This is a genomic window from Bartonella grahamii ATCC 700132 (assembly GCF_000518085.1).
GTDB lineage: Bacteria > Pseudomonadota > Alphaproteobacteria > Rhizobiales > Rhizobiaceae > Bartonella > Bartonella grahamii.
Genome location: NZ_JACX01000006.1, coordinates 17,565 through 41,595 on the forward strand (window position 1 = coordinate 17,565; position 24,031 = coordinate 41,595).

At 37.4% G+C, this 24,031-nt stretch carries 15 protein-coding genes and 1 pseudogene; 7 read left to right on the top strand and 9 right to left on the bottom strand.

The window, feature by feature from the left end:
* Positions 1-25 precede the first annotated feature (25 nt).
* The 6 genes and pseudogenes from U736_RS0102870 to U736_RS10835 all read right to left on the bottom strand — a co-directional run bounded on the left by U736_RS0102870 (position 26) and on the right by U736_RS10835 (position 12,314).
* Complete coding sequence (locus tag U736_RS0102870) at positions 26-1,624, bottom strand: ABC transporter substrate-binding protein (RefSeq protein WP_026500284.1); 1,599 nt, start codon at positions 1,622-1,624, stop codon at positions 26-28.
* Positions 1,625-3,266: 1,642 nt separating this feature from the next.
* Positions 3,267-3,893 (bottom strand): DNA-3-methyladenine glycosylase I, encoded by a 627-nt coding sequence (locus tag U736_RS0102880; RefSeq protein WP_015856295.1) that lies wholly within the window; start codon positions 3,891-3,893, stop codon positions 3,267-3,269.
* Positions 3,871-5,301, bottom strand: coding sequence for an exodeoxyribonuclease VII large subunit (gene xseA, locus U736_RS0102885; protein WP_026500286.1), 1,431 nt, complete (start codon positions 5,299-5,301; stop codon positions 3,871-3,873). Before xseA ends, U736_RS0102880 begins: the two co-directional genes overlap by 23 nt.
* Positions 5,302-5,702: 401 nt before the next feature.
* Positions 5,703-7,334, bottom strand: coding sequence for an ABC transporter substrate-binding protein (locus tag U736_RS0102890; protein ID WP_015856293.1), 1,632 nt, complete (start codon positions 7,332-7,334; stop codon positions 5,703-5,705).
* A gap of 839 nt (positions 7,335-8,173) precedes the next feature.
* A complete protein-coding gene (locus tag U736_RS0102900) occupies positions 8,174-9,805 on the bottom strand; it encodes an ABC transporter substrate-binding protein (RefSeq protein WP_026500287.1) in 1,632 nt (543 codons plus the stop codon).
* Between the two features lie 925 nt (positions 9,806-10,730).
* Positions 10,731-12,314: pseudogene (locus U736_RS10835) on the bottom strand (ABC transporter substrate-binding protein).
* A 1,091-nt stretch (positions 12,315-13,405) separates the two neighbouring features.
* Between U736_RS10835 and U736_RS12715 the strand changes: the two are divergent.
* The gene (locus U736_RS12715; protein ID WP_026500288.1) at positions 13,406-13,687 is read left to right on the top strand and encodes a DUF6460 domain-containing protein; all 282 of its coding nucleotides are present in this window, start codon (positions 13,406-13,408) and stop codon (positions 13,685-13,687) included.
* A gap of 22 nt (positions 13,688-13,709) precedes the next feature.
* Here the strand turns inward: U736_RS12715 and U736_RS0102925 are convergent, their stop codons facing one another.
* The 3 genes from U736_RS0102925 to U736_RS0102935 form a co-directional block, all read right to left on the bottom strand.
* Complete coding sequence (locus tag U736_RS0102925) at positions 13,710-14,519, bottom strand: TIGR02186 family protein (RefSeq protein WP_015856289.1); 810 nt, start codon at positions 14,517-14,519, stop codon at positions 13,710-13,712.
* A gap of 2 nt (positions 14,520-14,521) precedes the next feature.
* Positions 14,522-15,442, bottom strand: coding sequence for a sulfite exporter TauE/SafE family protein (locus tag U736_RS0102930; protein WP_026500289.1), 921 nt, complete (start codon positions 15,440-15,442; stop codon positions 14,522-14,524).
* Positions 15,443-15,621: 179 nt separating this feature from the next.
* Complete coding sequence (locus U736_RS0102935; protein ID WP_026500290.1) at positions 15,622-16,440, bottom strand: hypothetical protein; 819 nt, start codon at positions 16,438-16,440, stop codon at positions 15,622-15,624.
* A gap of 512 nt (positions 16,441-16,952) precedes the next feature.
* Between U736_RS0102935 and U736_RS0102940 the strand changes: the two genes are divergently transcribed.
* The 6 genes from U736_RS0102940 (at position 16,953) to U736_RS0102970 (ending at position 24,002) form a co-directional block, all read left to right on the top strand.
* Positions 16,953-17,699: an electron transfer flavoprotein subunit beta/FixA family protein gene (locus tag U736_RS0102940; protein WP_015856286.1), complete on the top strand. Its 747-nt coding sequence runs from the start codon at positions 16,953-16,955 to the stop codon at positions 17,697-17,699.
* A 51-nt stretch (positions 17,700-17,750) separates the two neighbouring features.
* Entirely contained in the window at positions 17,751-18,671 is a 921-nt protein-coding gene (locus tag U736_RS0102945) for an electron transfer flavoprotein subunit alpha/FixB family protein (RefSeq protein WP_015856285.1), read from the top strand.
* A gap of 3 nt (positions 18,672-18,674) precedes the next feature.
* On the top strand, positions 18,675-20,339 hold the full coding sequence (locus U736_RS0102950) for an electron transfer flavoprotein-ubiquinone oxidoreductase (protein ID WP_015856284.1): 1,665 nt from the start codon (positions 18,675-18,677) through the stop codon (positions 20,337-20,339).
* Between the two features lie 2,053 nt (positions 20,340-22,392).
* Complete coding sequence (gene rsmI, locus U736_RS0102960; RefSeq protein ID WP_015856283.1) at positions 22,393-23,280, top strand: 16S rRNA (cytidine(1402)-2'-O)-methyltransferase; 888 nt, start codon at positions 22,393-22,395, stop codon at positions 23,278-23,280.
* A gap of 4 nt (positions 23,281-23,284) precedes the next feature.
* Complete coding sequence (locus tag U736_RS0102965; protein ID WP_172607526.1) at positions 23,285-23,653, top strand: YraN family protein; 369 nt, start codon at positions 23,285-23,287, stop codon at positions 23,651-23,653.
* A gap of 103 nt (positions 23,654-23,756) precedes the next feature.
* On the top strand, positions 23,757-24,002 hold the full coding sequence (locus U736_RS0102970; protein ID WP_015856281.1) for a hypothetical protein: 246 nt from the start codon (positions 23,757-23,759) through the stop codon (positions 24,000-24,002).
* The last annotated feature ends 29 nt before the right edge of the window (positions 24,003-24,031 follow it).

Genomic DNA, 24,031 nt, shown 5'->3' on the forward strand with positions numbered 1-24,031 from the left:
TCTTTGATAACACGAAAAGACACTCTTATTTTTCAATTTTACTATAAAAAATACGCGGTGCACTATTCCAAACCCATTTTTTGACATCCGGTGTCATCGCTATAACGCTATATTGCTGGTAAATAAACGCATAAGGTCCTTTTTGCATAAGTTCACGTTGTAAATCAGCATATATTTGCGCCCGTTTTTGCGGATCTTTTTGAAACAACGCCTCTTCAACTTTTTGATTCATCTTGGCATCAAAATACCCATGTTTCCAACTAGGATAGGCAGTGTTTCTAGCCTCAAACCGATTATCTGGATTATAAACAAGACGTGAAGCCATTGTATGAGGATCCGCAGAATCATTATTCCATCCGACAAAAGCCGTATCAAAAGCCCGTGCATTCACTTTTGAAAACAACTGTGTACCTGCCACACGTTCAATTTTAAGACGCACACCCGCCTGCGCAGCACTATCTTGGAGTGACTGAGCAAGTAATAAAGTATAAGGAGTGTTTGATACGAGAAAATTTGCCTCAAATCCGTTCGGATAACCGGCCTCTGCTAAAAGCTGCTTGGCTTTTTGAATACTAGATAAAGCCCCAAAATTGCCAAGAGGAATAAAACTTGCCCGTGGAATACCAATCCCTTTGAGAAGCTTCTTGCCAAGACCTTCATAATCTATAAGATAACGCATCGCCAAGCGCACTTTTTCCTTAGCAAAAATGGGATTCGTCGTATTGAACCCCCAATACATCATGGTTGGCACCAACACTTTTTCAACTTTAACATCTGTTGTTTTTTGCAGATCTGCAAGATCTTCAGGTGTCAAATTACGAGCAACATCAATATCATGTTTTTGCAACAACAAGCGTTGTGTTCCAGGCTCCGCAACATGGCGAATTACAATCTGCTTTAGTTTAGGTGCTTGTCCCCAATAATGAGAGCTTGCACGCAATAAAATCGCTTCTCCAGGGCGCCAACTTTTTAACTGATAAGGACCAACGCAAGCAGCATGAGTTTTCAAATACTGATTTCCCAAATCACCATTTTTTTCGTGTTTCATGATCGTCTTACGATCAAGCAAAGCTGTCGCACGACTCGCAAAAACATTATTCAGAATGAGCTCTGCTGGATAAGGCTTATCAAATTTCATCACCACTGTTTTTTCATCAACAGCTTGCAACGCATCATCAACATTTTGTTCTGTAATTCCATATTCATTAAAAATTGCCGCATTAGCCATCTGCAATTTGACAATCCGCTTCATACCCCAAACAAGATCATTGGCATTGGCTGATCTACCATCGTTAAACTTTAAACCATCGCGCAAATGAAAGGTAATCACCGTACTGTGATCATCACCTGAAACATCCCAATGCGTTGCTAAAGACGGAACTATTTTCGTTGGATCATCTGTCGCAGTACTGACCAAATTATCACAAACATTTCCAATAATCTCACTTGCATAAACATCATTGCTTTGGGCAGGATCAAATGTACTGATTGCATCAAGATTCCAAGCCATCACAAGAGTATTAGCCGGTGTTTTTGCTGAAACCTGTTGTACAACTACTCCCAGTGCCACAAGAGCAGCAACAAGAGAGCTGCTACTTTTCAATATTGTTTTCTTCGAGTTCATAAACGTTTCCCTTTATTTATTTTTTATTAATTAATGACGCTGAAATAACATGGCAAATTTATAATTATACACATTTTTATAATTATACACATTGAACAAATACATTCTAATCGCCTATACAGAGAGTCATCTACTTTATAAATTCATTGACTTACATCTCAATCAAACCATAGCGGACATGAAATATATGTTTTGCTAACCAATATCACATTCTTTCATAACCTTTCTTTACATACGATAATGCCGTATACTAGCCCCATTAATCATCAAAACGATAAGCCTTCTAGCCCCCAAAATGGTAAGCTTTTAAAAAAATCATTGCGCAAAAATTTATGAATTCACCATTCTATTCCTTTAGGCGGTATTTAAAATAAAATATGCAAACTTTAAAAATCGTCATTCTCCTCAAACACTCAATTTCAAGATGCGGCGCATCTTTACTACATGATCAAAACTGCACTAAAACAGTAGAAAGGAACAAGAAAAGATCTTTTCTAAAACTCTACCCCCCACAAAAATCTGCTTCATCTTTTGAAAACAAAGTGTCAAAAGCCTTACGTTTTTACCAACAAAACCAAACACTTTAACGAAAACAAAGGAACAATGAGAAGAAGCACTCCTTTCAAGCTTTGTCTTTTGAGAGATAAAGCTTGCAATAAAAGAATACACACTAAAATGCACTTCTCTATTGATAAAAACAAAATTCATTAGACTACCCCCCAAAGACATAACGAATATAAACCCTTCTAAACTTTAGTGTGCATTATTGCTTTACCACTATAAAAATAGAACAGAAAACAACATACTGCAACAAAACTCTTGTTTCCAGCAGAAACATACAGAGATTCAACTAAGCAATGCAGTGGATACAAGCCTGCCTGAGCTTAATCACCTTCCCAAAAATTGGAGCGCACACGCGGCAAGATCACCCTCTAATAGAAGAAAACTATCAGATAATAAACCCCAACACAAGCAGCTTGAGTCATTTAACTTTAATTTTTCATCGCTGCATTTTATTTTTATTGCCTAGGTAAGTATTGGACAATCGACCTACACACAAATAAACCAACTACCATACAACCAAAGTAAAATATAACAATGCAACAACAGCAGCCCTCTAAAAACCACTTTGCATTCGTCAATAAACATGAATAAAATATTCATTACTTATTATAACGCTTATGTCATTAACAGAAATAAAAACACCTCTTCTGAACCATTTCAAATGCCAAAAACTGTTGCACAACATTGAATGCTCGTAAAGTGTGTGATGGTGCCGATTTGCTCCTTTATAAGCGTGAAGATGGAGTGCACAATGGATTGACTATTATACCATTCATGGGCTGCGTCGCAAAATGGGCTTTGATACACTAGATGTTTCTTTAAAACATACAAGACATTACCATTATCTAACTTCAGATACATGACAGTTAAGGTATCACTCCTTTTTGCATCTGTTTTTTCATCTTCAAAATTATACCTTTATCGTTTTGAGTGCCAACAATAGTAGGAAATCATTGATATTGTATAGTTTATATATTTTAATTATCTTGTACAGTGGAGTTGTATAATCTATACATTTATTAAACAATTCAATTATTATCCTATTGATCATTACCCTTACAAAAGAACATTGGCTAATTTATCGACAAAAACATCCTTCAAGATGATCATTAACAATCCCTACGGACTGCATAAAAGCATAACAAATTGTGGGACCAATAAATGTCCAGCCACGTTTCTTCAAGTCTTGAGAAAGACGAAGAGAAGCAGGGGTTGTAGGATGAGCCGACAGTGTTTGAAAGTCTATCTTTTCATAACGCTCTGATTGTGGTGGCTGAAAAGACCAAAAATAGCGGGACAAGCTCCCCCACTCTGTTATAATTTCCTGTGCTCTAAGTGCATTATTAAGCACTGATTGAATTTTTCCTTGATGGCGAACAATGTCTTTATTCTGCATTAACATTTTCACCTTTAGCTCATCATAATGAGCAATCTTTTCAAAGTCAAAGTGATCAAATGCAATGCGAAAAAAAGAGCGTTTTTTTAAAATTGTAAACCAAGAAAGTCCCGCTTGGAAACCTTCAAGACAAATTTTTTCAAACAAACAGATATCCTCAAAAACAGGTTTTCCCCATTCGTTATCATGATAAGCACAATAAAGTGGATCCGTTCCAGCCCATGCGCAACGAACTTTTCCATCCACTCCCTTAAGAAGACCTTCCGCAAGCATGGCATTAACCGTATTAAAAGAGAGTTCCTTGATCATCGCTTGGCAACTTTATCTGCTTGTGTTTTGAACGTTTAGAAAAAACAGGTTCTTGTATTGCAACACTGATATCACCATCAAAAAAGCGTAAACTTATTTGCCCTGTGTCAGGAAACTGAATCAACCGTTTAATGGGCTTATTATCTTGCCCCAAAGCCAAAACAAAACCACGCTCTAAAATATTCTGATAAGAAGTGCTTTTTAAAAGCCTAAATGCAAGTTCCATTTGGGCACGTTGTTTTTCCACACTACGCACAAAAGCACGATGAAGGCGCGCCGTATATTCCTTTGTATTGCGTTGTGCTTTTTCACTATTTAACAAACGTAGCGAAAGACGTAAACGAAGAGTATGAAAAGAAAAACATTTTTTATCGTAACTCACACAAAGAGCACGCTGTAATCGATTTGAAATTTCATCAAAACCACGCCGTGGTAGAGCGAAAAGTTGGTCGACAGTGGGAAGACCTCGTCTGGCTGCACGCAACTTTTGTTGATGAAAATCAAAAGAACGTACAAGTCCCTTGCGCAAACGCGCCCCAAGAGACGCAACACACACTTCAAGATCAAGCTTAACGGGAACAGCCTTTTCTGCAGCTCCTGTAGGAGTTGGAGCACGCCAATCAGCGACATAATCAATCAAAGTCCAGTCCGTTTCATGCCCAACAGCAGAAATAACAGGAAGAGCAGAGGCATAAACAGCACGAACAACAGCTTCGTCATTAAACCCCCACAAATCTTCTAAACTTCCCCCTCCCCGTGCAACAATAATAAGATCAGGTTTTGGAATAAGTCCTCCTGGAGAAAGAGCATTAAAACCTTCAACAGCAACAGCTACCTCTCTCCCACTTGTTTCCCCCTGAACACGTACAGGCCAAACCAAAATATGTAACGGAAAACGATCGGATATACGATGAATAATATCACGAATAACAGCACCTGTTGGTGATGTGACAACGCCTATAATTCGAGGCATATAAGGCAAAGGTTTTTTCTTTGCTTCATCAAATAAGCCTTCTTCCACAAACTTTTTCTTACGATTTTCAAGAAGTGTCATCAAAGCACCAACCCCCGTTGGTTCAAGAGCCTCAATGACAATTTGATATTTCGATGACCCTGGATAAGTTGTAAGTTTACCAACAGCAATCACTTCCATCCCTTCTTCAGGAGGAAATTTGAGCTTTTCCATCACTCCACGCCAAATAACAGCTTCCAACCGTGCCTTATCATCTTTTAAAGCAAAATAAGCATGTCCCGAAGCATGAGTACCACGGTAACCTGATATCTCCCCACGCACCCGTACATAACCAAACTTTTCTTCAACAACACGCTTTAGAGCTCCTGCTATTTCGGAAACAGTAAATTCTGCCACATTTGTTACACCTGTTTTTTCACTAAACAAACTTACCATTTTTCAATTCTTTACGCCCGTTTCTGTAAATCTTTTTGAAACAACACAATCTTTAAAATTTTTATTTATAGCTTCATCAAAATATCCATAACACCGGCTAGAACAGCTTATATTTCGAATTTCAAACCGATTATCCGAGTTATAAAAAAGCTTGGAGCCGTTGTATGGGGATCTCCAGAGTTATTATTCCATCCGAAAGCCGTATCAATAGAAGTTAAAATATTCAATCTTAACATCCACACAAACACATATTTCATAAGAATTCCTGAAATAAAATTCTCTACACAACATAGTAATCCATTCCCGATAAAATTCAACGTATTGCAAAGTGTTAAAGAGCTTTGCAATACATCAAATATATCATGATCATGTTTTTTATATTTTATAAACCTGATACCTTCTTATTTTTCAATTGCACTATAAAAAATACGTGGGGCACTATTCCAAACCCATTTTTTGACATCAGGTGTCATCGCTATTGTGTGATACGTCTGATAGATAAAAGCATAAGGTCCTTTCTGCATAAATTCACGTTGCAAATCAGCATACATTTGCGCCCGTTTTTGGGGATCTTTTTGAAACAACGCATCTTGAACCTTTTGATTCATAGTTTCGTCCAAATACCCATGGCACCAACTCGCATAGCCTGTATTTTTAGCCTCAAGCCGATTATCAGGATTGTAAATAAGGCGTGAAGCCATTGTATGAGGATCCGCAGAATCATTATTCCATCCGAAAAAAATCGTATCAAAAGTACGTGCAGATAGTTTTGAAAATAACTGCGTGCCCACAAAACGTTCAATTTTAAAACGTACCCCAACCTTTTTTGCATTGTCTTGAAGGGACTGAGCAATAGGCAAAGCAAAAGGATAAGGAGAAGTACCAGCAAAAATACTGGCCTCAAAACCATCTGGATAACCCGCCTCTGTTAAAAGTTGCTTTGCTTTTTGAAGATCAAGTTTAAAGGGTTGTCCTTCTTTTTCATCCAAAGCCCCAAGATTACCAAGAGGAATAAAACTTGCACGTGGAACACCAACATCTTTGAGAAGAGTCTTACCGAGTCCTTCATAGTCAATAAGATAGCGCATCGCTAAACGCACTTTTTCATTGGCAAAAATAGGATTTGTCACATTGAAACCCCATATGATCACGGATGGCTCTAACACTCTTTCAACTTTAATATCCGTTGTTGCTTGGAGATCTGCCAAATCCTCTGGCATTAGATTACGTGCAACATCGATATCGTGTTTTTGCAACAATAAACGTTGTGTTCCAGGCTCCGCGACATGGCGAATTAAAATCTTCTTCAATTTAGGCGCCTCACCCCAATAATTGGAGCTTGCACGCAATAAAATCCCTTCTCCAGGACGCCAACTCTCTAACTGATAAGGACCAACACAAGCAGAATGGCTTGCCAAATACCGGTTTCCCATATCACCATTTTTTTCGTGTTTCATGAGTATCTCACGATCAAGCAAAGAAAGAGTACGACTAGTGGCAAAATGGCTAAGAATGAGCTCTGCTGGATAAGGTTTATCAAATTTCATCACCACCGTTTTGTCGTCCGGTGCTTGAAAAGCCTCATCAACATTCTGTTCTGTGATACCATATTCATTAAATGTCGCCGCAGTAGCCATCTTCAATTTAACAACCCGCTTCATGCTCCAAATTAGATCATTGGCATTTGCAGGACGACCATCATTGAACTTCAAACCATCACGCAAATGAAAAGTAATCACCGTACGCTGATCATCACTTAAAACATCCCAACTCTTCGCCAATGAGGGAACAAGTTTAGCTGCATCATCTTTAGCTGGTTCAACTAAATTATCACAAACATTGACAAGAACTTCATTACCATAACGGTCATTGATTTGTGCGGGATCAAATGTACTTATTGAATCAAGATTCCAAGCCATTACAAGCGTATCGGCAGGTGTTTTTGCTGAAACTTGTTGCACAAAGATCCCCAGTGCAATAACAGCACAAACAAAAGAACCGCTCCCTTTCAATATTTTTCCTTTCAAGTTCATAGACTTTTCCTTTTAAAATTTATTGTATAAGTTCTCCATGCAACAATAACGTGCAAGAAATAATAAGATCAGACTTAGAAAACACACCTCCTCGAAATAAAATAAAAAAAACTCAACAGAAAACGATCTGATATAAAACGAAGGTATTAGGCATAACAGCATCTGTTGGAGATATCGCAGTGCTTACAATTTAGGACATATCGGGCAAAGTTTCCTTTTGCTTTATCAATCAGACCTTTTGCTTCAAATTTCTTTTTTGATTTTCTAAAAAGTGTCGCGAAAACACCACCTCCGGTTACTTCAAGAGCCTCAATAAAAATTTGATATTTTGATGATTTTGAATGAATTGTAATTTGCTGAAATTGATCATCTACCCTCCTTCTCAAGAGAAAATTTGAATTTTTGCATCACTCCCCATAAAATAATACCCTCCAATTGCGGAGTGTTATCTTTCAAAACAAAAGGAACCATAACATAGGCATCATAAAAAACTGATATTTCTCTTCACCTCCACACCAAAACTTTTCTTCAATATTGCAAAGTCTTTTCTCCTTTAGCAATGCTAAATGCCACAACATCTGTTGTACTAATTTTTTCAGCAAATGAATTGACCACTTTTCAATTCATGGGAGTTGAAATATTAAGTCTTAAACATCCAAGCAAACACATCTTTAATGAGAATGAAAGATCTCTTTTGAAATAGAAATCTTGAAAAGACACTCAGCAATATATCCTCTATTATTCACAATCTTCAACGCATTGCAAAGCATTTAAGAACTTTGCAATACGTCAAATATATCATGATCATGTTTTTTATATTTTATAAACCTGATACCTTCTTATTTTTCAATTGCACTATAAAAAATACGTGGGGCACTATTCCAAACCCATTTTTTGACATCAGGTGTCATCGCTACAGAAACATATGTCTGATAAATAAAAGCATAGGGTCCTTTCTGCATAAATTCACGTTGCAAATCAGCATACATTTGCACCCGTTTTTGGGGATCTTTTTCAAACAACGCATCCTTAACCTTTTGATTCATACTTTTATCAAAATACCCATGGCACCAACTAGCGTAGCCTGTATTTTTTGCCTCAAACCGATTATCAGGATTGTAAATAAGACGTGAAGCCATTGTATGGGGGTCCGCAGAGCCATTATTCCATCCGAAAAAAATCGTATCAAAACCACGCGCATAAAATTTTGAAAACAACTGCGTACCTACAAAACGTTCAATTTTAAAATGTACCCCAACCTTTTTTGCATTGTCTTGGAGAGACTGAGCAATAGGCAAAGCAAAAGGATAAGGAGATGCCCCTGCAAAAATATTGGCCTCAAAACCATCCGGATAACCTGCCTCTGTTAAAAGTTCCTTTGCTTTTTGGAGATCAAGTTTAAAGGGTTGTCCTTCTTTTTCATCCAAAGCCCCAAGATTACCAAGAGGAATAAAACTTGCACGGGGAATACCAACATCTTTGAGAAGGGTCTTACCGAGTCCTTCATAGTCAATAAGATAGCGCATCGCTAAACGCACTTTTTCATTGGCAAAAATAGGGTTCGTCGTATTAAAACCCCATATAATCATGGAGGGCGCCAACACTTTTTCAACCTTAATATCCGTTGTTGCTTGGAGATCTGACAAATCCTCTGGCATCAGATTACGTGCAACATCGATATCGTGTTTTTCCAATAATAAACGTTGCGTTCCAGGCTCCGCAACATGGCGAATTAAAATCTTCTTCAATTTAGGCGCTTCCCCCCAATAATTGGAGCTTGCACGCAATAAAAGAGCTTCTCCAGGACGCCAACTCTCTAACTGATAAGGACCAACACAAGCAGAATGACTTGCCAAATACCGGTTTCCCATATCGCCATCTTGTTCGTTTTTCATGAGTGTCTCACGATCCAGCAAGGCAGCAGTGCGATTAGTGGAAATATTGCTAAGAATGAGCTCTGCTGGATAAGGTTTATCAAATTTCATCACCACCGTTTTGTCGTCCGGTGCTTGAAAAGCCTCATCAACGTTTTGTTCTGTAATCCCATATTCATTAAATGTTGCCGCATTGGACAATTTCAATTTCACAACCCGCTTCATACCCCAAACAAGATCATTGGCATTGGCTAATCTACCATCGTTAAACTTTAAACCATCGCGCAAATGAAAAGTAATCACCGTACTCTGGTCATCACTTAAAACATCCCAACTCTTTGCCAAAGAAGGAACCATTTTAGCTGCATCATCTGTAGCAGAAACGACCAAATTATCACAAATATTGTTAACCACTTCAATTCCATAACGGTCATTGAGTTGTGCAGGGTCAAATGTATTTATTGGATCCAGATTCCAAGCCATTACAAGCGTATCGGTAGGTGTTTTTGCTGAAACTTGTTGCACAAACACCCCCATTACAAAAACAGCAGAAACAAAAGAACAGCTCTTTTTCAATATTTTTCTTTTCACGTTCATAGACTTTTCCTTTTAACGTTTATTGTATAAATTCCCCATGCAGAAAAACGTGCTTAATAATTAAGTTTAGACGAACTATAGGCTCCTAAAGACCAAGCTTTAAAATCTTCAAGAACAAGCACCTCTTGCCAATGACTCCTCCTGCCTACACTTATAAGCCAAACCAAAACATACAAAGGAAAACACTCTGATATACAATGAACGCTCACCAACAACAGAGCTTATCCACGATATCATAACGCCTACTATTGAAGACTATAAAACCAATATTTTTTCTCTATCTTGTTAAGCAAGCTTGTCTCTTATTTCTTCCGGCGTTTTGCATACCATCAAAGCACTAGTCCTTTCGGCTCAAGTACCTTAATAACAAAGAGCTTTCATAATAATTTGACGATTTGATAAAACAGGAAAATTCGTTAGTTTGCTAAGTGCAACGACTTTTATTCCTTCTTCAAAAGGAAATTTGATTGTTTTTCATCACTCCCCGTAAAATAACTCCCTCCAATTGGCATCTCATCATCTTTCAAAGCAAAAGAAAATATGAACACCATAAAAAACTGATACCCCTTGTGTACCCCCCATAACAAAACTTTCTTTCAACATCGCAAAACCTTTGCACCTTTAGCACTACTAAATTCCGCGACATTTGTTACACTTAGTTTTTTATGTTACACTCAGCTTTTTAACAAATAAATTGACCACTTTTCAATTCAGAGAATTTGAAATATTCAATCTTAACATCCACACAAATACACCTCTAATGAGAATGAAAAATCTCTTTAAACGAATGTCTTGAAAAGACATTCAACAATATATCACGCATTACCTATGATCTTCGACGTATTGCAAAGCTTAAAAATTTATACAATACGCCGAATATATCATGACGATGTCCTTTATCTATTGAACACCATTGAAGACACGCTTATTTTTCAATTTTACTATAAAAAATATGCGGTGCACTATTCCAAACCCACTTTTTGATATCCGGTGTCATCGCGACGACGCCATATTTCTGATAGATAAACGCATAAGGTCCTTTTTGCATAAGTTCACGTTGTAAATCAGCATATATTTGCGCCCGTTTTTGCGGATCTTTTTGAAACAACGCATCTTCAACTTTTTGATTCATCTTGGCATCAAAATATCCATGCTGCCAACTAGGATAAGCTGTATTTTTTGCCTCAAACCGATTATCTGGATTATAAACAAGACGTGAAGCCATTGTATGAGGATCCGCAGAATCATTATTCCACCCAACAAAAATTGTATCAAAAGCTCGGGCATAAAGTTTGGAAAACAACTGTGTACCTGCCAATCGCTCAATTTTAAGACGCACACCCGCCTGCGCAGCACTATCTTGGAGTGACTGAGCAAGTAACAAAGTATAAGGAGCATTTGATACGAGAAAATTTGCCTCAAATCCGTTCGGATAACCGGCCTCTGCTAAAAGCTGCTTGGCTTTTTGAATATCAAGCTTAAAGGGTTGCCCTTCTTTTTCATCCAAAGCCCCAAAATTGCCAAGAGGAACAAAACTTGCCCGTGGAATACCAATCCCTTTGAGAAGTTTCTTGCCAAGACCTTCATAATCTATAAGATAACGCATCGCCAAACGTACTTTTTCCTTAGCAAAAATGGGATTCGTCGTATTGAACCCCCAATACATCATGGATGGTTCTAACACTTCTTTGATTTTAACATCTGTTGTTTTTTGCAGATCTGCAAGATCTTCAGGTGTCAAATTACGAGCAACATCAATATCATGTCTAAATTAAATCTGCTTTAGTTTAGGTGCTTGTCCCCAATAGTGAGAACTTGCACGCAACAAAATCGCTTCTCCAGGGCGCCAACTTTTTAACTGATAAGGACCAACGCAAGCAGCATGAGTTTTCAAATACTGATTTCCCAAATCACCATTTTTTTCGTGTTTCATGATCGTCTTACGATCAAGCAAAGCTGTTGCAGGACTTGCAACAATATTATTAAGAATGAGCTCTGCTGGATAAGGCTTATCAAATTTCATCACCACTGTTTTCTCATCAACAGCTTGCAAAGCATCATCAACATTTTGTTCTGTAATTCCATATTCATTAAAAATTGCCGCATTACCCATCTTCAATTTGACAACCCGCCTCATACCCCAAACAAGATCATTGGCATTGGCTGGCTTGCCATTATTAAACTTCAAACCATCACGCAAATGAAAGGTAATCACCGTACTGTGATCATCACCTGAAACATCCCAATGAGTTGCTAAAGCGGGAACCATTTTAGCAGGATCATCTGTCGCAGTACTGACTAAGTTATCACAAACATTGCGAACAATTTCACTTCCATAAACATCCGTGAGCTGCGCAGGATCAAATGTACTGATTGCATCAAGATTCCAAGCCATCACAAGGGTATCAGCCGGTGTTTTTGCAGAAACCTGTTGTACAACTACCCCCAGTGCAATAAGAGCAGAAACAAGAGATCCGCTACTTTTCAATATTTTTCTTTTTAAGTTCATAGACTTTTCCTTTTAAAGTTTATTGTATAAATTCCCCACGCAACAAGAATGTGCAAAATAATAAAATTAGACAAACCATAGGCTCTGAGAGATAACGTTTTAGAACTTTCAAATAACATCACTTATCAACCACTCCTCCTGCCCATAGTCACCCCCCCAATATGCACCGAAAAACAATCTAATATATGATGAACGACATAACCCATCACCAATTATTGATGATATTACAACGTCTACCATTGAAGGCTATAAGACAAAGATTTCGTCTCTCTTGTCGGACAAGTTCAGCTCTTCTTTACTCTAGCGTTTTTATGCCATCAAAGGACAATCCCCTGTTAGCTCAAAAACCTTAATAACAAAGAGCCTTCATAATAATTTGATATTTCAACAAAACAGAAAAATTTGCCCATCGCCCAACATCAACCACCTCTACCCCTTCTGCAAAAGGAATTTTGGATTTTTCCATAATTCCCCACTAAATAACAGCTTCTCATTATATCTTATTTCCAAATAAAAGGAGCACGGGCACCACAAAACTCTGACATTCCCTCACGCGTCCGTACATAACAAAACTTTTTTCAATATTGTATTTTAAATACCTTTGCTCCTTTAACAACACACAATTCATTGCTTGCATTTTTTCAGAAAAAAATCTTTTCAATGACTAAGGTTGAAATACCTAAATATAATACCTATATAAGCACACCCTTATCAGAATAGATAGTCTTTTTTTAAGTAAACTGTCTTGAAATATTATTTCTATACACAACAATAATAAGTCGGTTACAAAATCTTCAACGAACAAAAACTCTCACCCTGACGCGGAATATCGAAACGTTATAAAATTTCTCTACAAATTCTCAGAAAAAAAAGGATACCCCTTCATTTCATTAAATGAAGCGCCCTGAAAATATCGCGAAAATGCAATAAAATACGCGTATATTTCAAAAAACAGCACTGTTATTACACCAGTACTAAGGTAGTGAACTTAAAAAAGTAAGAAAAAATAAAAAATGTTTTTCTTTTATGCTAGTAACATCGCTGTACTATGATAATAGTATAAAAAACACGATCTTCGAAAGTATATTAAAATGAACCGAAAGAAAAAGTTGTTAAATTCTTCTCATGCGTTTCTTGGAGGAACATTAAACCGTGCTAGTCTAAAATTGCTTATCCTTTCATTCTTCATTGGCATCGTAATGAATTTTTTGGGATGGACACCTCGAAACCTCATACAAAGAATAGTAGATTTTTTTCAATCACTATGGAAAGCAGGATTTATAACGCTTACAAATTTCTTTCATATAACTATGACGGGAGCTATTGTTGTTGTACCTATTTTTCTTATCTTACGAATTTTTCATAAAAAATAAAAGCCTTAACATTTTCCTTGCGCTAATCTTTTCGAAAAATCAAACGACATAAAAATCCTGTAGTAATAGCAATAATCACTGCAACAATACCATATAAAAAACGATACTTGTGCGCTGCATAAAAAATTGTATAAGCGATATGTGCTTTAACAATTTCAAGAGTCGTTGTTGCACTATCAATAAACTGTCCATCACGAAAAAGATAAGCACGAACTTTATAATGTCCAACAGGAATATTTGCTGGCAAACGAAAATGTGCTGTGAAAAGTGTGTCAGAACCAAAACGAACACCACCTACTTCCTCGTAATAAAGGCTTTTAGCTTTTTGCAATTTTATAAGTTCATCGCGAAAGCTTTGTATTTTTTTCTGGTCTTGTTCATCCGTCTGTAATGGCAAATAGAGTAATCCTAACCCCAAGCGTTTATAATCTTCAATGCTCGTAATATCGTCAATTTCACGTGTTGTGACCATAGAGTAAAAAAGAGGAACCTTTTTAAAAATAAGAGAATCTGTATTAACCCATACACCGGCATTGCGTTTTTTTTCTCGCATCACCATTGTCCGATCTTGTCCCTCCAAGCTTACAACAATATCATAACGGTTTTGTCGAGAATATAACGGATCAATATTTTCCAAAACACCAGCAATATAAAGATCACGACCAGCAAAATTTGCATCCACAGTAATCGTATTCGTTGTTACGATAATTTGGACAGTTTCGTGGTCAAGTTGATCAATGGATGTAGCTGGCGTCCCAACATGTGACCATGTAGAAAAAGAAATAAAACAAAAAAAACCTGCAATGATGTATAAAGAAAGTAATCTACCCATTTTTATCTCATAAGAATATCCAGAGAGAAAAGATTATCAGGGCGTATAAATAATTGAAAAGCAAGACGCATACACACAATCAACACTAAACATGCAAGCGCCATACGCAATTGTTCAGCCTTTAACTTTCTTCCAGCCCTTGTTCCATATTGCGCACCAATACTTCCTCCAAGCATTAACAAAAAAGCCAAGACAATATCAACGGACTGATTAGTCATACTTTGCAAAACTGTCGTGAAAGAAGACACAAATGTAATCTGAAAAAGTGAAGTCCCAATCACCACACTGGTTGGAACACGCAGAAGATAAATCAATGCTGGTATCATAAAGAACCCCCCACCAATTCCCATAATAGAAGACAACAACCCCACAATGAGACCAATCCCTAAAACTGGAATAATGCTAACATATATCATAGATGTCCGAAAACGCATTTTTAAGGGTAAGCGATGAATCCAGTTATGTCGACCAGCAAGACGAATATTGGCTTTTCCTGCCTTACGCTTGCGCATCATATCATACCAACTTTCAACGATCATTAAGCTTCCTACACTTCCAAGAAGAATCACATAAAGAAGCGAAATCATTAAGTCTAATTGACCTAACTTTTTCAAAACAGAGAAAACCTGAATCCCGATTAAAGCCCCCCCCCCTCCTCCAATCGCCAAAAGAATACCAAGTTTAATATCGAGCGTACGTCTTCTAAAATGTGTAATTGCTCCTGTTACAGATGATGCAATCATCTGGTTAGCACCTGTTCCAACAGCAATAGCAGGAGGAATATTATAAAAAATCAATAACGGTGTGATGAGAAACCCACCACCGATTCCAAAAAGGCCTGAAAAAAAACCAGCAACGACTCCCATACCAATCAAGATCAGCATATTGAGTGACATTTCAGCAATTGGTAAATAAATACTCACTTACAGAACCTTCAAGATAATCTGAGGTTTTTTTAACAATTAGAGAATCCTTCTCCAATTATCCTCTTTTCCAATAATCTTTGTTGCGTGTTTAAAAGAATAATTTTAGTTGCTATAGCTTTCGTACAAACACGAATGCGCAATACATTTCACATCTATTAACATCAACATCATACAAATTAAAAAAAATGAGCTCCTTTTAAAAAGCTATAGAGACATAACGTTATCGCTACCACAAATACAACGGTTAAAAAACAAAGAACACTTTTTTTTACCAAATAAGATAAAAACGAGACATGTTCCCGAGACTGCACCTTTAAAGAAGAAAAATCATTCTCACTGCAATGATTAGATACCTGAACATCCATCATACCCTTTTCTTCTATCACATCACGCTTCACTACTCCCTCATCCTTTTTAAAAGAAGGTTTCAGAGCATCACTGGGCAAAGAGCTTCTATTTTCTTGCTGCAACGTATTTTCAACATTTGTTTGGAGTGGAATTATACCGTTTTGTTTCGAAAAATTTTGCATCTTTTGAAGAAACAAACGTTCTTGATTTTCCTGACATTCCATATGAGCAAGTTTTTGTACAACAGAATCAGGTGATTTTGAACGAGATACCCGTCGTGTTACCGCTTCTTCTTCTAAGCTTTTTTTTTCACTCTGCAAACTTTTGACAATTGTTTTAATCTGCTCTAAAGACTCAAAAAGCTTTTTTTCTCTTTGACGACGTATATAATGTTCAGCCAAAATGGCTCGACTAATATCGTCTAAGTAAGATTTAAAATGCTCTTCTACAGAACTCTGCTGCATCAAAGAACGGGGCGGATGCTTCATTTGCATTTGCGTATAAACGGTGCGTAATTTTTGAGCAATATCCGACATCGTTACTTCTACAGAAGTATCCATTCTTTCTTTCTGTTCAACAAAAGAAAATAATTTACCATTCCTAACCTGATTGGTCGCCTGATCGATCGTATGACCCTTCGTATTCACAAACGCCTACCCCTCATTAACCTTTTTGAAAAGAATCGCAACAAATGATGAGAAAGTGTGCTCTATTTTAGTAAATAGAGCTTTAAGAACTCCTAAAAATTTTTTTGTTAGAAATATTTTCCCCAATCTTTATCAAAATATTTGAAAGACAGGTCTTTAATTTTTCTGTCTTCACAATTTGAAGGGCAAAATCATTCCCCCATTTTTATCTTTTTCACTTAATTTTTCATTGTATAAAGAACCTATTGCACCATTATAAACAAAGCATAAGAAACTAAAAAAGAATATTCTCGCAAGACAGATTGTTTTTTTACTTTTTATTCAAGCAAATAAAGCAATTATAGCAATGCAAAAATATGAAGATTGAAAATAACGACGAGAAAGTACAAGTAAACGTAAAAAAAGCTTATATGAAAGATAACACAAGTTATAAATGAGACTTCATTCTAAACAATTTGGTTTCTTATGAGTATTGCTATAAACTTGTGGTCATACAAACAAAGAGGATCATTATGAAGATAATTGTCGCTGTCAAACGTGTTGTTGATTATAACATCAAGATACGCGTCAAACCCGATAGTACAGGTGTTGATCTGTCTCACGTAAAAATGTCTATGAATCCTTTTGATGAGATAGCCGTGGAGGAGGCTATTCGCCAGAAAGAATCCGGTAAAATTTCAGAAGTTCTTCTTGTTTCAATTGGCCCAGAAGCAGCCCAAGAAACTCTACGAACAGGACTTGCAATGGGCGCTGATCGCGCACTTCTTGTCACAACGGATCAAACACTTGAACCCTTAGCAATTGCTAAGGTTCTCAAAGCTATTGTTGATGAAGAAAAACCCGATATGGTCTTTTTAGGAAAACAAGCAATTGATGATGATAGCAACCAAACAGGACAAATGCTCGCAGCTCTTCTTGGTTGGGGACAGGCAACTTTCGCTTCACATCTTAACATAGAAAATGGACATGCTACAGTTACTCGTGAAGTTGATAATGGAACACAAACTCTTTGTCTTCCCCTTCCCATGGTTATGACTGCCGATCTACGGCTCAATGAACCGCGTTACACCTCTCTCCCCAATATCATGAAAGCAAAAAAGAAAAACATTGAGCAAAAATCTCTTGCTGATCTTGGCATCGATACGGAAGCACGCTTAACAATTTTAAGCGTTGAAGAGCCAAAACCCCGTCAATCCGGTATTAAAGTGGCGAATGTAGTAGAGCTTGTCAGTGCGCTAAAACAAAAGAACTGCATTTAATATTCTCACCACTAGAGTAAAAGCAACACTCACATAAAAGGGCAAAAACTTATGGCAATTCTTTTATTGGCTGATCATAATACAGAAGAAACAGCAAAAGCGCTCACCGCTGCACGCGCACTCAGTAATGATATCGATATTCTGGTTTGCGGAGAAAAAATTCAAACGATAGCGGAAAATAGTGCTAAACTTAGTAGTGTGCGGCAAGTTCTTATTGCAAAAGCAGACTATTTAGCCCATCAACTTGCCGAGCCTATGGCAGATACAATTCTCACGTTAGCAAATGATTATGATGTGATCATGGCTGCATCCAGCAGCACTGGAAAAAATGTGATGCCACGTGTAGCAGCCCTTCTTGATCTTATGCAAATTTCAGATATTACCGCCGTTCTTTCACCCGATACCTTCAAACGACCCATTTATGCAGGCAATGTACTTGAAACTGTCCGTACCAATGATCATAAAAAAATTATAACAGTTCGCACAGCTTCTTTCACACCAACGCCTTCCCAAAATAATTCTGCTCCCATTAAAATAATAACACCAGCTCCCAATCCAAATCTTTCTTCTTTCGTAAAAGAAGAAACCAACAAAATTGATCGTCCTGATCTTACCTCTGCACGTGTTATTATATCAGGCGGGCGTGGTCTTGGTTCTCAAGAACAATTTATGGCACTTCTTCTTCCCCTTGCAAACAAATTAGATGCCGCTTTAGGTGCCAGCCGCGCAGCAGTTGATGCAGGCTACGCTCCCAATGACTGGCAAATTGGACAAACAGGAAAAGTCGTTGCCCCTGAACTCTATATCGCCGTTGGCATTTCCGGTGCAATCCAGCATTTAGCCGGTATAATGGATGCACAAATTATTGTTGCCATTAATAAAGATGAAGAAGCTCCCATCATGCAAATTGCCGATTACACCCTTGTAGGTGATCTCCACCAAATTATTCCAGAATTAGAGAAAGCTTTATAAGTTATGAATGCATTTCCGCATGACCAACGTGAAAGTATGGAGTTTGACATAGTCATTGTCGGAGCAGGACCTGCAGGGCTTTCTGCCGCAATTCGCTTTAAACAAATTAATCCTGAGCTTTCTGTTACAATTGTTGAAAAAGGGACCGAAGTTGGTGCACATATTCTCTCGGGCGCAGTTGTTGACCCCATTGGTATCGATACACTCTTACCAGAATGGAGAAATGACAACGACCATCCCTTCACAACCCCTGTCACCCAGGACCAATTTTTTTTTCTAAAGCCTCAAAAAGCGACACTATTGCCCAATATTTTGCATCCCAGAATCTTATCAAATAACGGATGTTATATCGTTTCGCTTGGGAGCGTCTGCCGCTGGCTAAGCAAAAAAGCTGAAGCGTTGGGTGTTGAAATCTATCCTGGTTTTGCAGCAACAGAGCCCATTATCCAAAAAGATAACGGAGCTATCATTGGTGTTCTCACCGGTGATATGGGGCTTAACAAAGATGGAACCCCTGGAAAAAATTATATGCCTGGTATGGCGTTATTGGCAAAATATACTCTGATTGCGGAAGGAGCACGCGGCTCAATTGCAAAACAACTGATAAAACATTTCAACCTTAGCAAAAATCGTGAACCACAAAAATTTGGTCTTGGACTCAAAGAACTCTGGGAAATTGATCCCCATAAACACCAACGCGGTTTAGTGCAACATTTCACTGGTTGGCCCTTAGACAATAATACCGGTGGTGGTGGCTTTCTTTATCACCAAGAGAACAATGTCATTTCTGTCGGTTTTGTTGTGCACTTAGATTACAAAAATCCTTATCTTTCTCCTTTTGAAGAATTTCAACGTTTTAAAACACATCCAAAACTCTATGAAATCTTCAAAGGTGCAAAACGTCTTTCCTATGGTGCACGTGTTATCAGCGAAGGAGGTTGGCAATCTGTACCAAAACTCACCTTTCCTGGTGGAGCACTTATTGGCTGCTCTGCTGGCTTTGTCAATGTTCCTCGTATCAAAGGCTCACACAATGCCATCTTATCTGGCATATTAGCTGCCGATAAAATCGCTACCGCTCTCGCGCAAGGACGTGCCCATGATGAGGTCAAAGAAATCGAAGAACAGTGGCGAAAAGGTCCCATTGGCAAAGATCTTTATAAAGTGCGAAATGCCAAACCGCTCTGGGCACAATATGGGACAAAATATGGAATTAAACTTGCCGGTTTTGATATGTGGTGGCAACAGCTGTTCGGATTTTCCTTATTTAAAACACTCCCCCACAAAAAGGAAGATTATGCATATCTTGAACCAGCAAAAAAATTTCAACCTATTGCTTACCCAAAACCAGATGGTGTTGTAACCTTTGATCGCCTTTCAAGTGTTGCCCTTTCCAATACGCACCATGAAGAAAATCAACCTTGCCATTTAAAAATAGCCTCATTAAGAAAACAAAAAGACTCCGAATATGCAATCTATGGGGCACCTTCCACACACTATTGCCCCGCCGCTGTCTACGAGTGGCTAGAGTATAATGATCATCTGACTTATATTATCAACGCTTCAAATTGCATACATTGTAAAACATGCGATATCAAAGATCCGAACCAAAATATCACTTGGACCTGTCCGCAAGGCAATGAGGGCCCCTTCTATCCCAATATGTAATGCCCCAATGTATAATCATTGTTCATTCTCCTAAAATTGAAATATACAAAACGTAATAAATAAAAATATTTCCCTCAGATCAGAAATCTATCAATCCCCTTCCTGTATACGTTCTTTCACAATGTAAAAAGGACTCTATTTTCATATAAAACACTCTCCCCACCGCATGACTTTTTTCAATAGCAAAACATAACATATTTTTATCAAAAATTTTTTATCTAAATGACAAAACAATAATGAATATATCTTGACAATTCTGCGATAAAGAAACAGCCGCGCTTCTCGAAAATCTGAAGGAAAATAAGTCCGCTCTACTTTGCCCCCTCTCCTACATGATCCAAAATGCTTTTAGCCCCCTCATAAGAAACATCAATTGTTTTAACTAGCCAAGAACAAAATCCATGACGATGAGCTTCAAGTTTATTTTTTCTCTTACACTTTGCCAAGTAATGCTCACTAAAGAAAATCACAGAAAAATGTAGAAAAAACATTGCGAGATAACGAGATAAAGAGCATGCTTGTTCAAGCTATTTCAATGTTTCTACTAATAATGACACGAAAAAATCTTTAGTATCACATTGACCTTTTATTTTTTCATCAAGGATAATCGCCTTGCATCTAACCTTTACCAATATACTGCAATGAATATGTACAAACACCGTAAAAATAAGCAGATGCCAAACCATGGAGACTATCGCTATTAGCAAAACCATCTAATAAAAAGCCAAAATAGCTTTCATGACCACTCTATCACGCGTTTTATAGGGTTGTTTTTCTTATAAAGCTTGTGCATTCTCTGTTTCTTGTAAATCAACATCCAAATTTAACACAAGTGGTATATTTAAAAGAAAGATTAAGGTAAATGAAAGCTCTGCACGCCGTTCCAGCTTTTGTAGTTAGAGCAAAAATATTGCGTATTCTATTTGATTAATCTCTGAAACGAAAATACAGCTTCATTTAGCAAGAATATGAAATCTGAAAGAAGAGAAACCTGTTTTCCCCTTTACTATCATCTGTCCATTCGGTTTTAGAACTTTCAAAAGCATCACAGTATCTTTTAAAAAGAAGAAACCACAAATTGCCCCTGCTTTTATTACTTACGTTTTTTTATGGGAGTATATCCTTCAGAAAAATAAGGCATCCCAAATTAAAACAGACTTGTGTTGTTCATTCATGGGCTTGTTTTTAAGAGATAGCTCTTAACACATATCGAACAATTATTTTGCGACACTATTCAAAAAAAGTATAACGTCCCCCTGTGAACAAACACTTCCATATTTACGAAATAAAAAGTACAAGCTAACAGCGTCATTTTCTCTGCGAGCCCCAATGATGCGATAATCTTTGCTTTGAGAAGGTTTCAAAATGCACGTAAATGATTTTGATTAATTGACTATAAGAAGAGTTGAGATGAGATAATTTTACGATATTTAAAGCTCCTAATCAATATGCAAAACGATAAATTATCAATTATAAATCAAATCTTTAAGATAAAAGTTATCCTTAAACGTTTCTAAGGTATTTATTATATTGTTAAAGCTGTAGAGAATATGACAAAATGAAATATTTTTCTGATAAGGGCTTATATTTGATCAATAACAATGCAGTTAGCTATTTATGTTTCAAAAGGGGCTGTTTACATTTGCTCAGAAAAACAGTTTTGATATCAATAGAATATTTGAAAGATGGGCGTTATGGAAATAATCTAAAAAGCTTAGCTTTTAAAAGAGCACAGCCAAGCGTGAGATGGAGGCATAGGTAAAATTGTTTTTTTGGTTCTCGAATGAAAAACTTTATAGAAAATCATGGAGCTGATAGAATATTGGTTACATCTGGAATTTGTTTTACTAAAAAAAAATAACGCGGATCAAAATAGATAATAATGTTAGATTAAGACGTTAAAGATGAGATCATCTTATTGAAGTGTAATCGATTATTCGAGTAAGGTAAGCCTTTATAAGGATAAAAATGTGCTGGTAAAAATGAGCCAAAATGGTTTATGAGTATGGATAAAAATCTTGTGGTGAGGGAAATTTGATGAAAAGAAAAGAGCATGTGTGAAAAAGCATATTTTATAGGTGCGCATGCTTATTCTGCACCCGTTATAGAATCAGGGCTTTATCTTGTGGCAACGCCTATCGGAAATCTTGCAGATATTACGCTTCGTGCTTTGCAAGTGCTTGCAGGAATTGATATTTTAGCGTGTGAGGATACGCGGGTAACACGTGTTTTGTTGGAACGTTACGGTATTCAAAAAAAAACTTTTCTCTATCATGAATATAATGCGCAAAAAGCGGGTCCGAAGCTCTTAGCGGCTTTAGCAGAAAACAAAACAGTAGCGCTTGTTTCAGATGCGGGAACACCACTTATTTCTGATCCCGGATTTAGATTGGTGGAAGAAGCCCGTAAAGCTGGTCATAAAATTATTCCTATTCCTGGAGCATCCGCTCTTTTAGCCGCTCTTATACCGACAGGGCTTCCTACTGATAGCTTTTTTTTTGCAGGTTTTTTGAGTGCACGCAAGCTACAGCGCAGAAAACGGTTGGAACAATTAAAAGAGATTCCAGCAACTTTGATTTTTTATGAATCACCGCATCGTCTTGTTGAAACTTTACAGGATATGGTCACTCTTTTTTCGGCTGATCGACCTGCTGCCATTTGTCGTGAATTAACAAAGAAGTTTGAAACAGTAGATGTTTCCAATTTAGGGAATTTGTTGGAAAATTACAGAAAACAAGCACATATTCGTGGGGAAATTGTTGTGCTTGTTGGAGAATCATCCTCTTCTTTAAATGTGATAAGTGATCAAGAAATTGATGAAATGCTATTAGAACGCGCGCAGACACATTCTGCTGCTCAAGCAGCAGCTTTGGTTGCAAAAGAGACCGGTTTTAAAAAGCAGGAACTTTTTCAGCGGTTAGTTTTTTTAAAAAATGCGTAAGATGATACAAAAAAAACGCAGACAAAAGTCTTTTTATAGAGGGATCCGTGCAGAAAAATTGGCAGCTTGGTGGCTACGTTGCAAAGGGTTTCACATTGCCGAAATGCGTTTTAAAACAAAATGTGGGGAAATTGATTTAATTGCACGACGTGGAAATCTTGTGTTAATTGTTGAAGTTAAAGCACGTTCAACGTTGGCTGAAGCAATGGAAGCGGTTTCCCGAATGAATGAAAGGCGAATTGAGGCAGCAGCCGATATTTGGCTCGCACGGCAAAAAGATTATGCCCTTTTATCTGTACGCTTTGATGTGATTGCAATTTTACCTTGGCGTTGGCCACAGCATATCCCTGCATTTTTTACATCTGATCAATAAGAGGCAGACCCCATTTTAACCATACTCAATAAAAAACATTTCGTTTTTATGTGCATATGCGTTAAAAAGTGTGTAACCGTTTGAGCGCTATAAGGAGTGAAATATGGATGATTATGAAAAGTTTGCAACAGGTTTACTCATTGTTTTTGGAGCGCTGATTATTGGTGGTTTAATGGCAATGCATATTGTACTTATGAATAAACCAGGTTTTTTATTTGCATTAGCCGCAGCTGTTGTTGGTTGGTTTTCTGCTTTTGCCGTTCTCTTTGACAAACCAAAAATCTATTTGGGCTTGATTATTCTTGCTATGATATGTGTTGCCTCTTCAATTAGCGCTTATGTTAGTTAAAACACCTGAGATCTTGATTGAGATTCCTT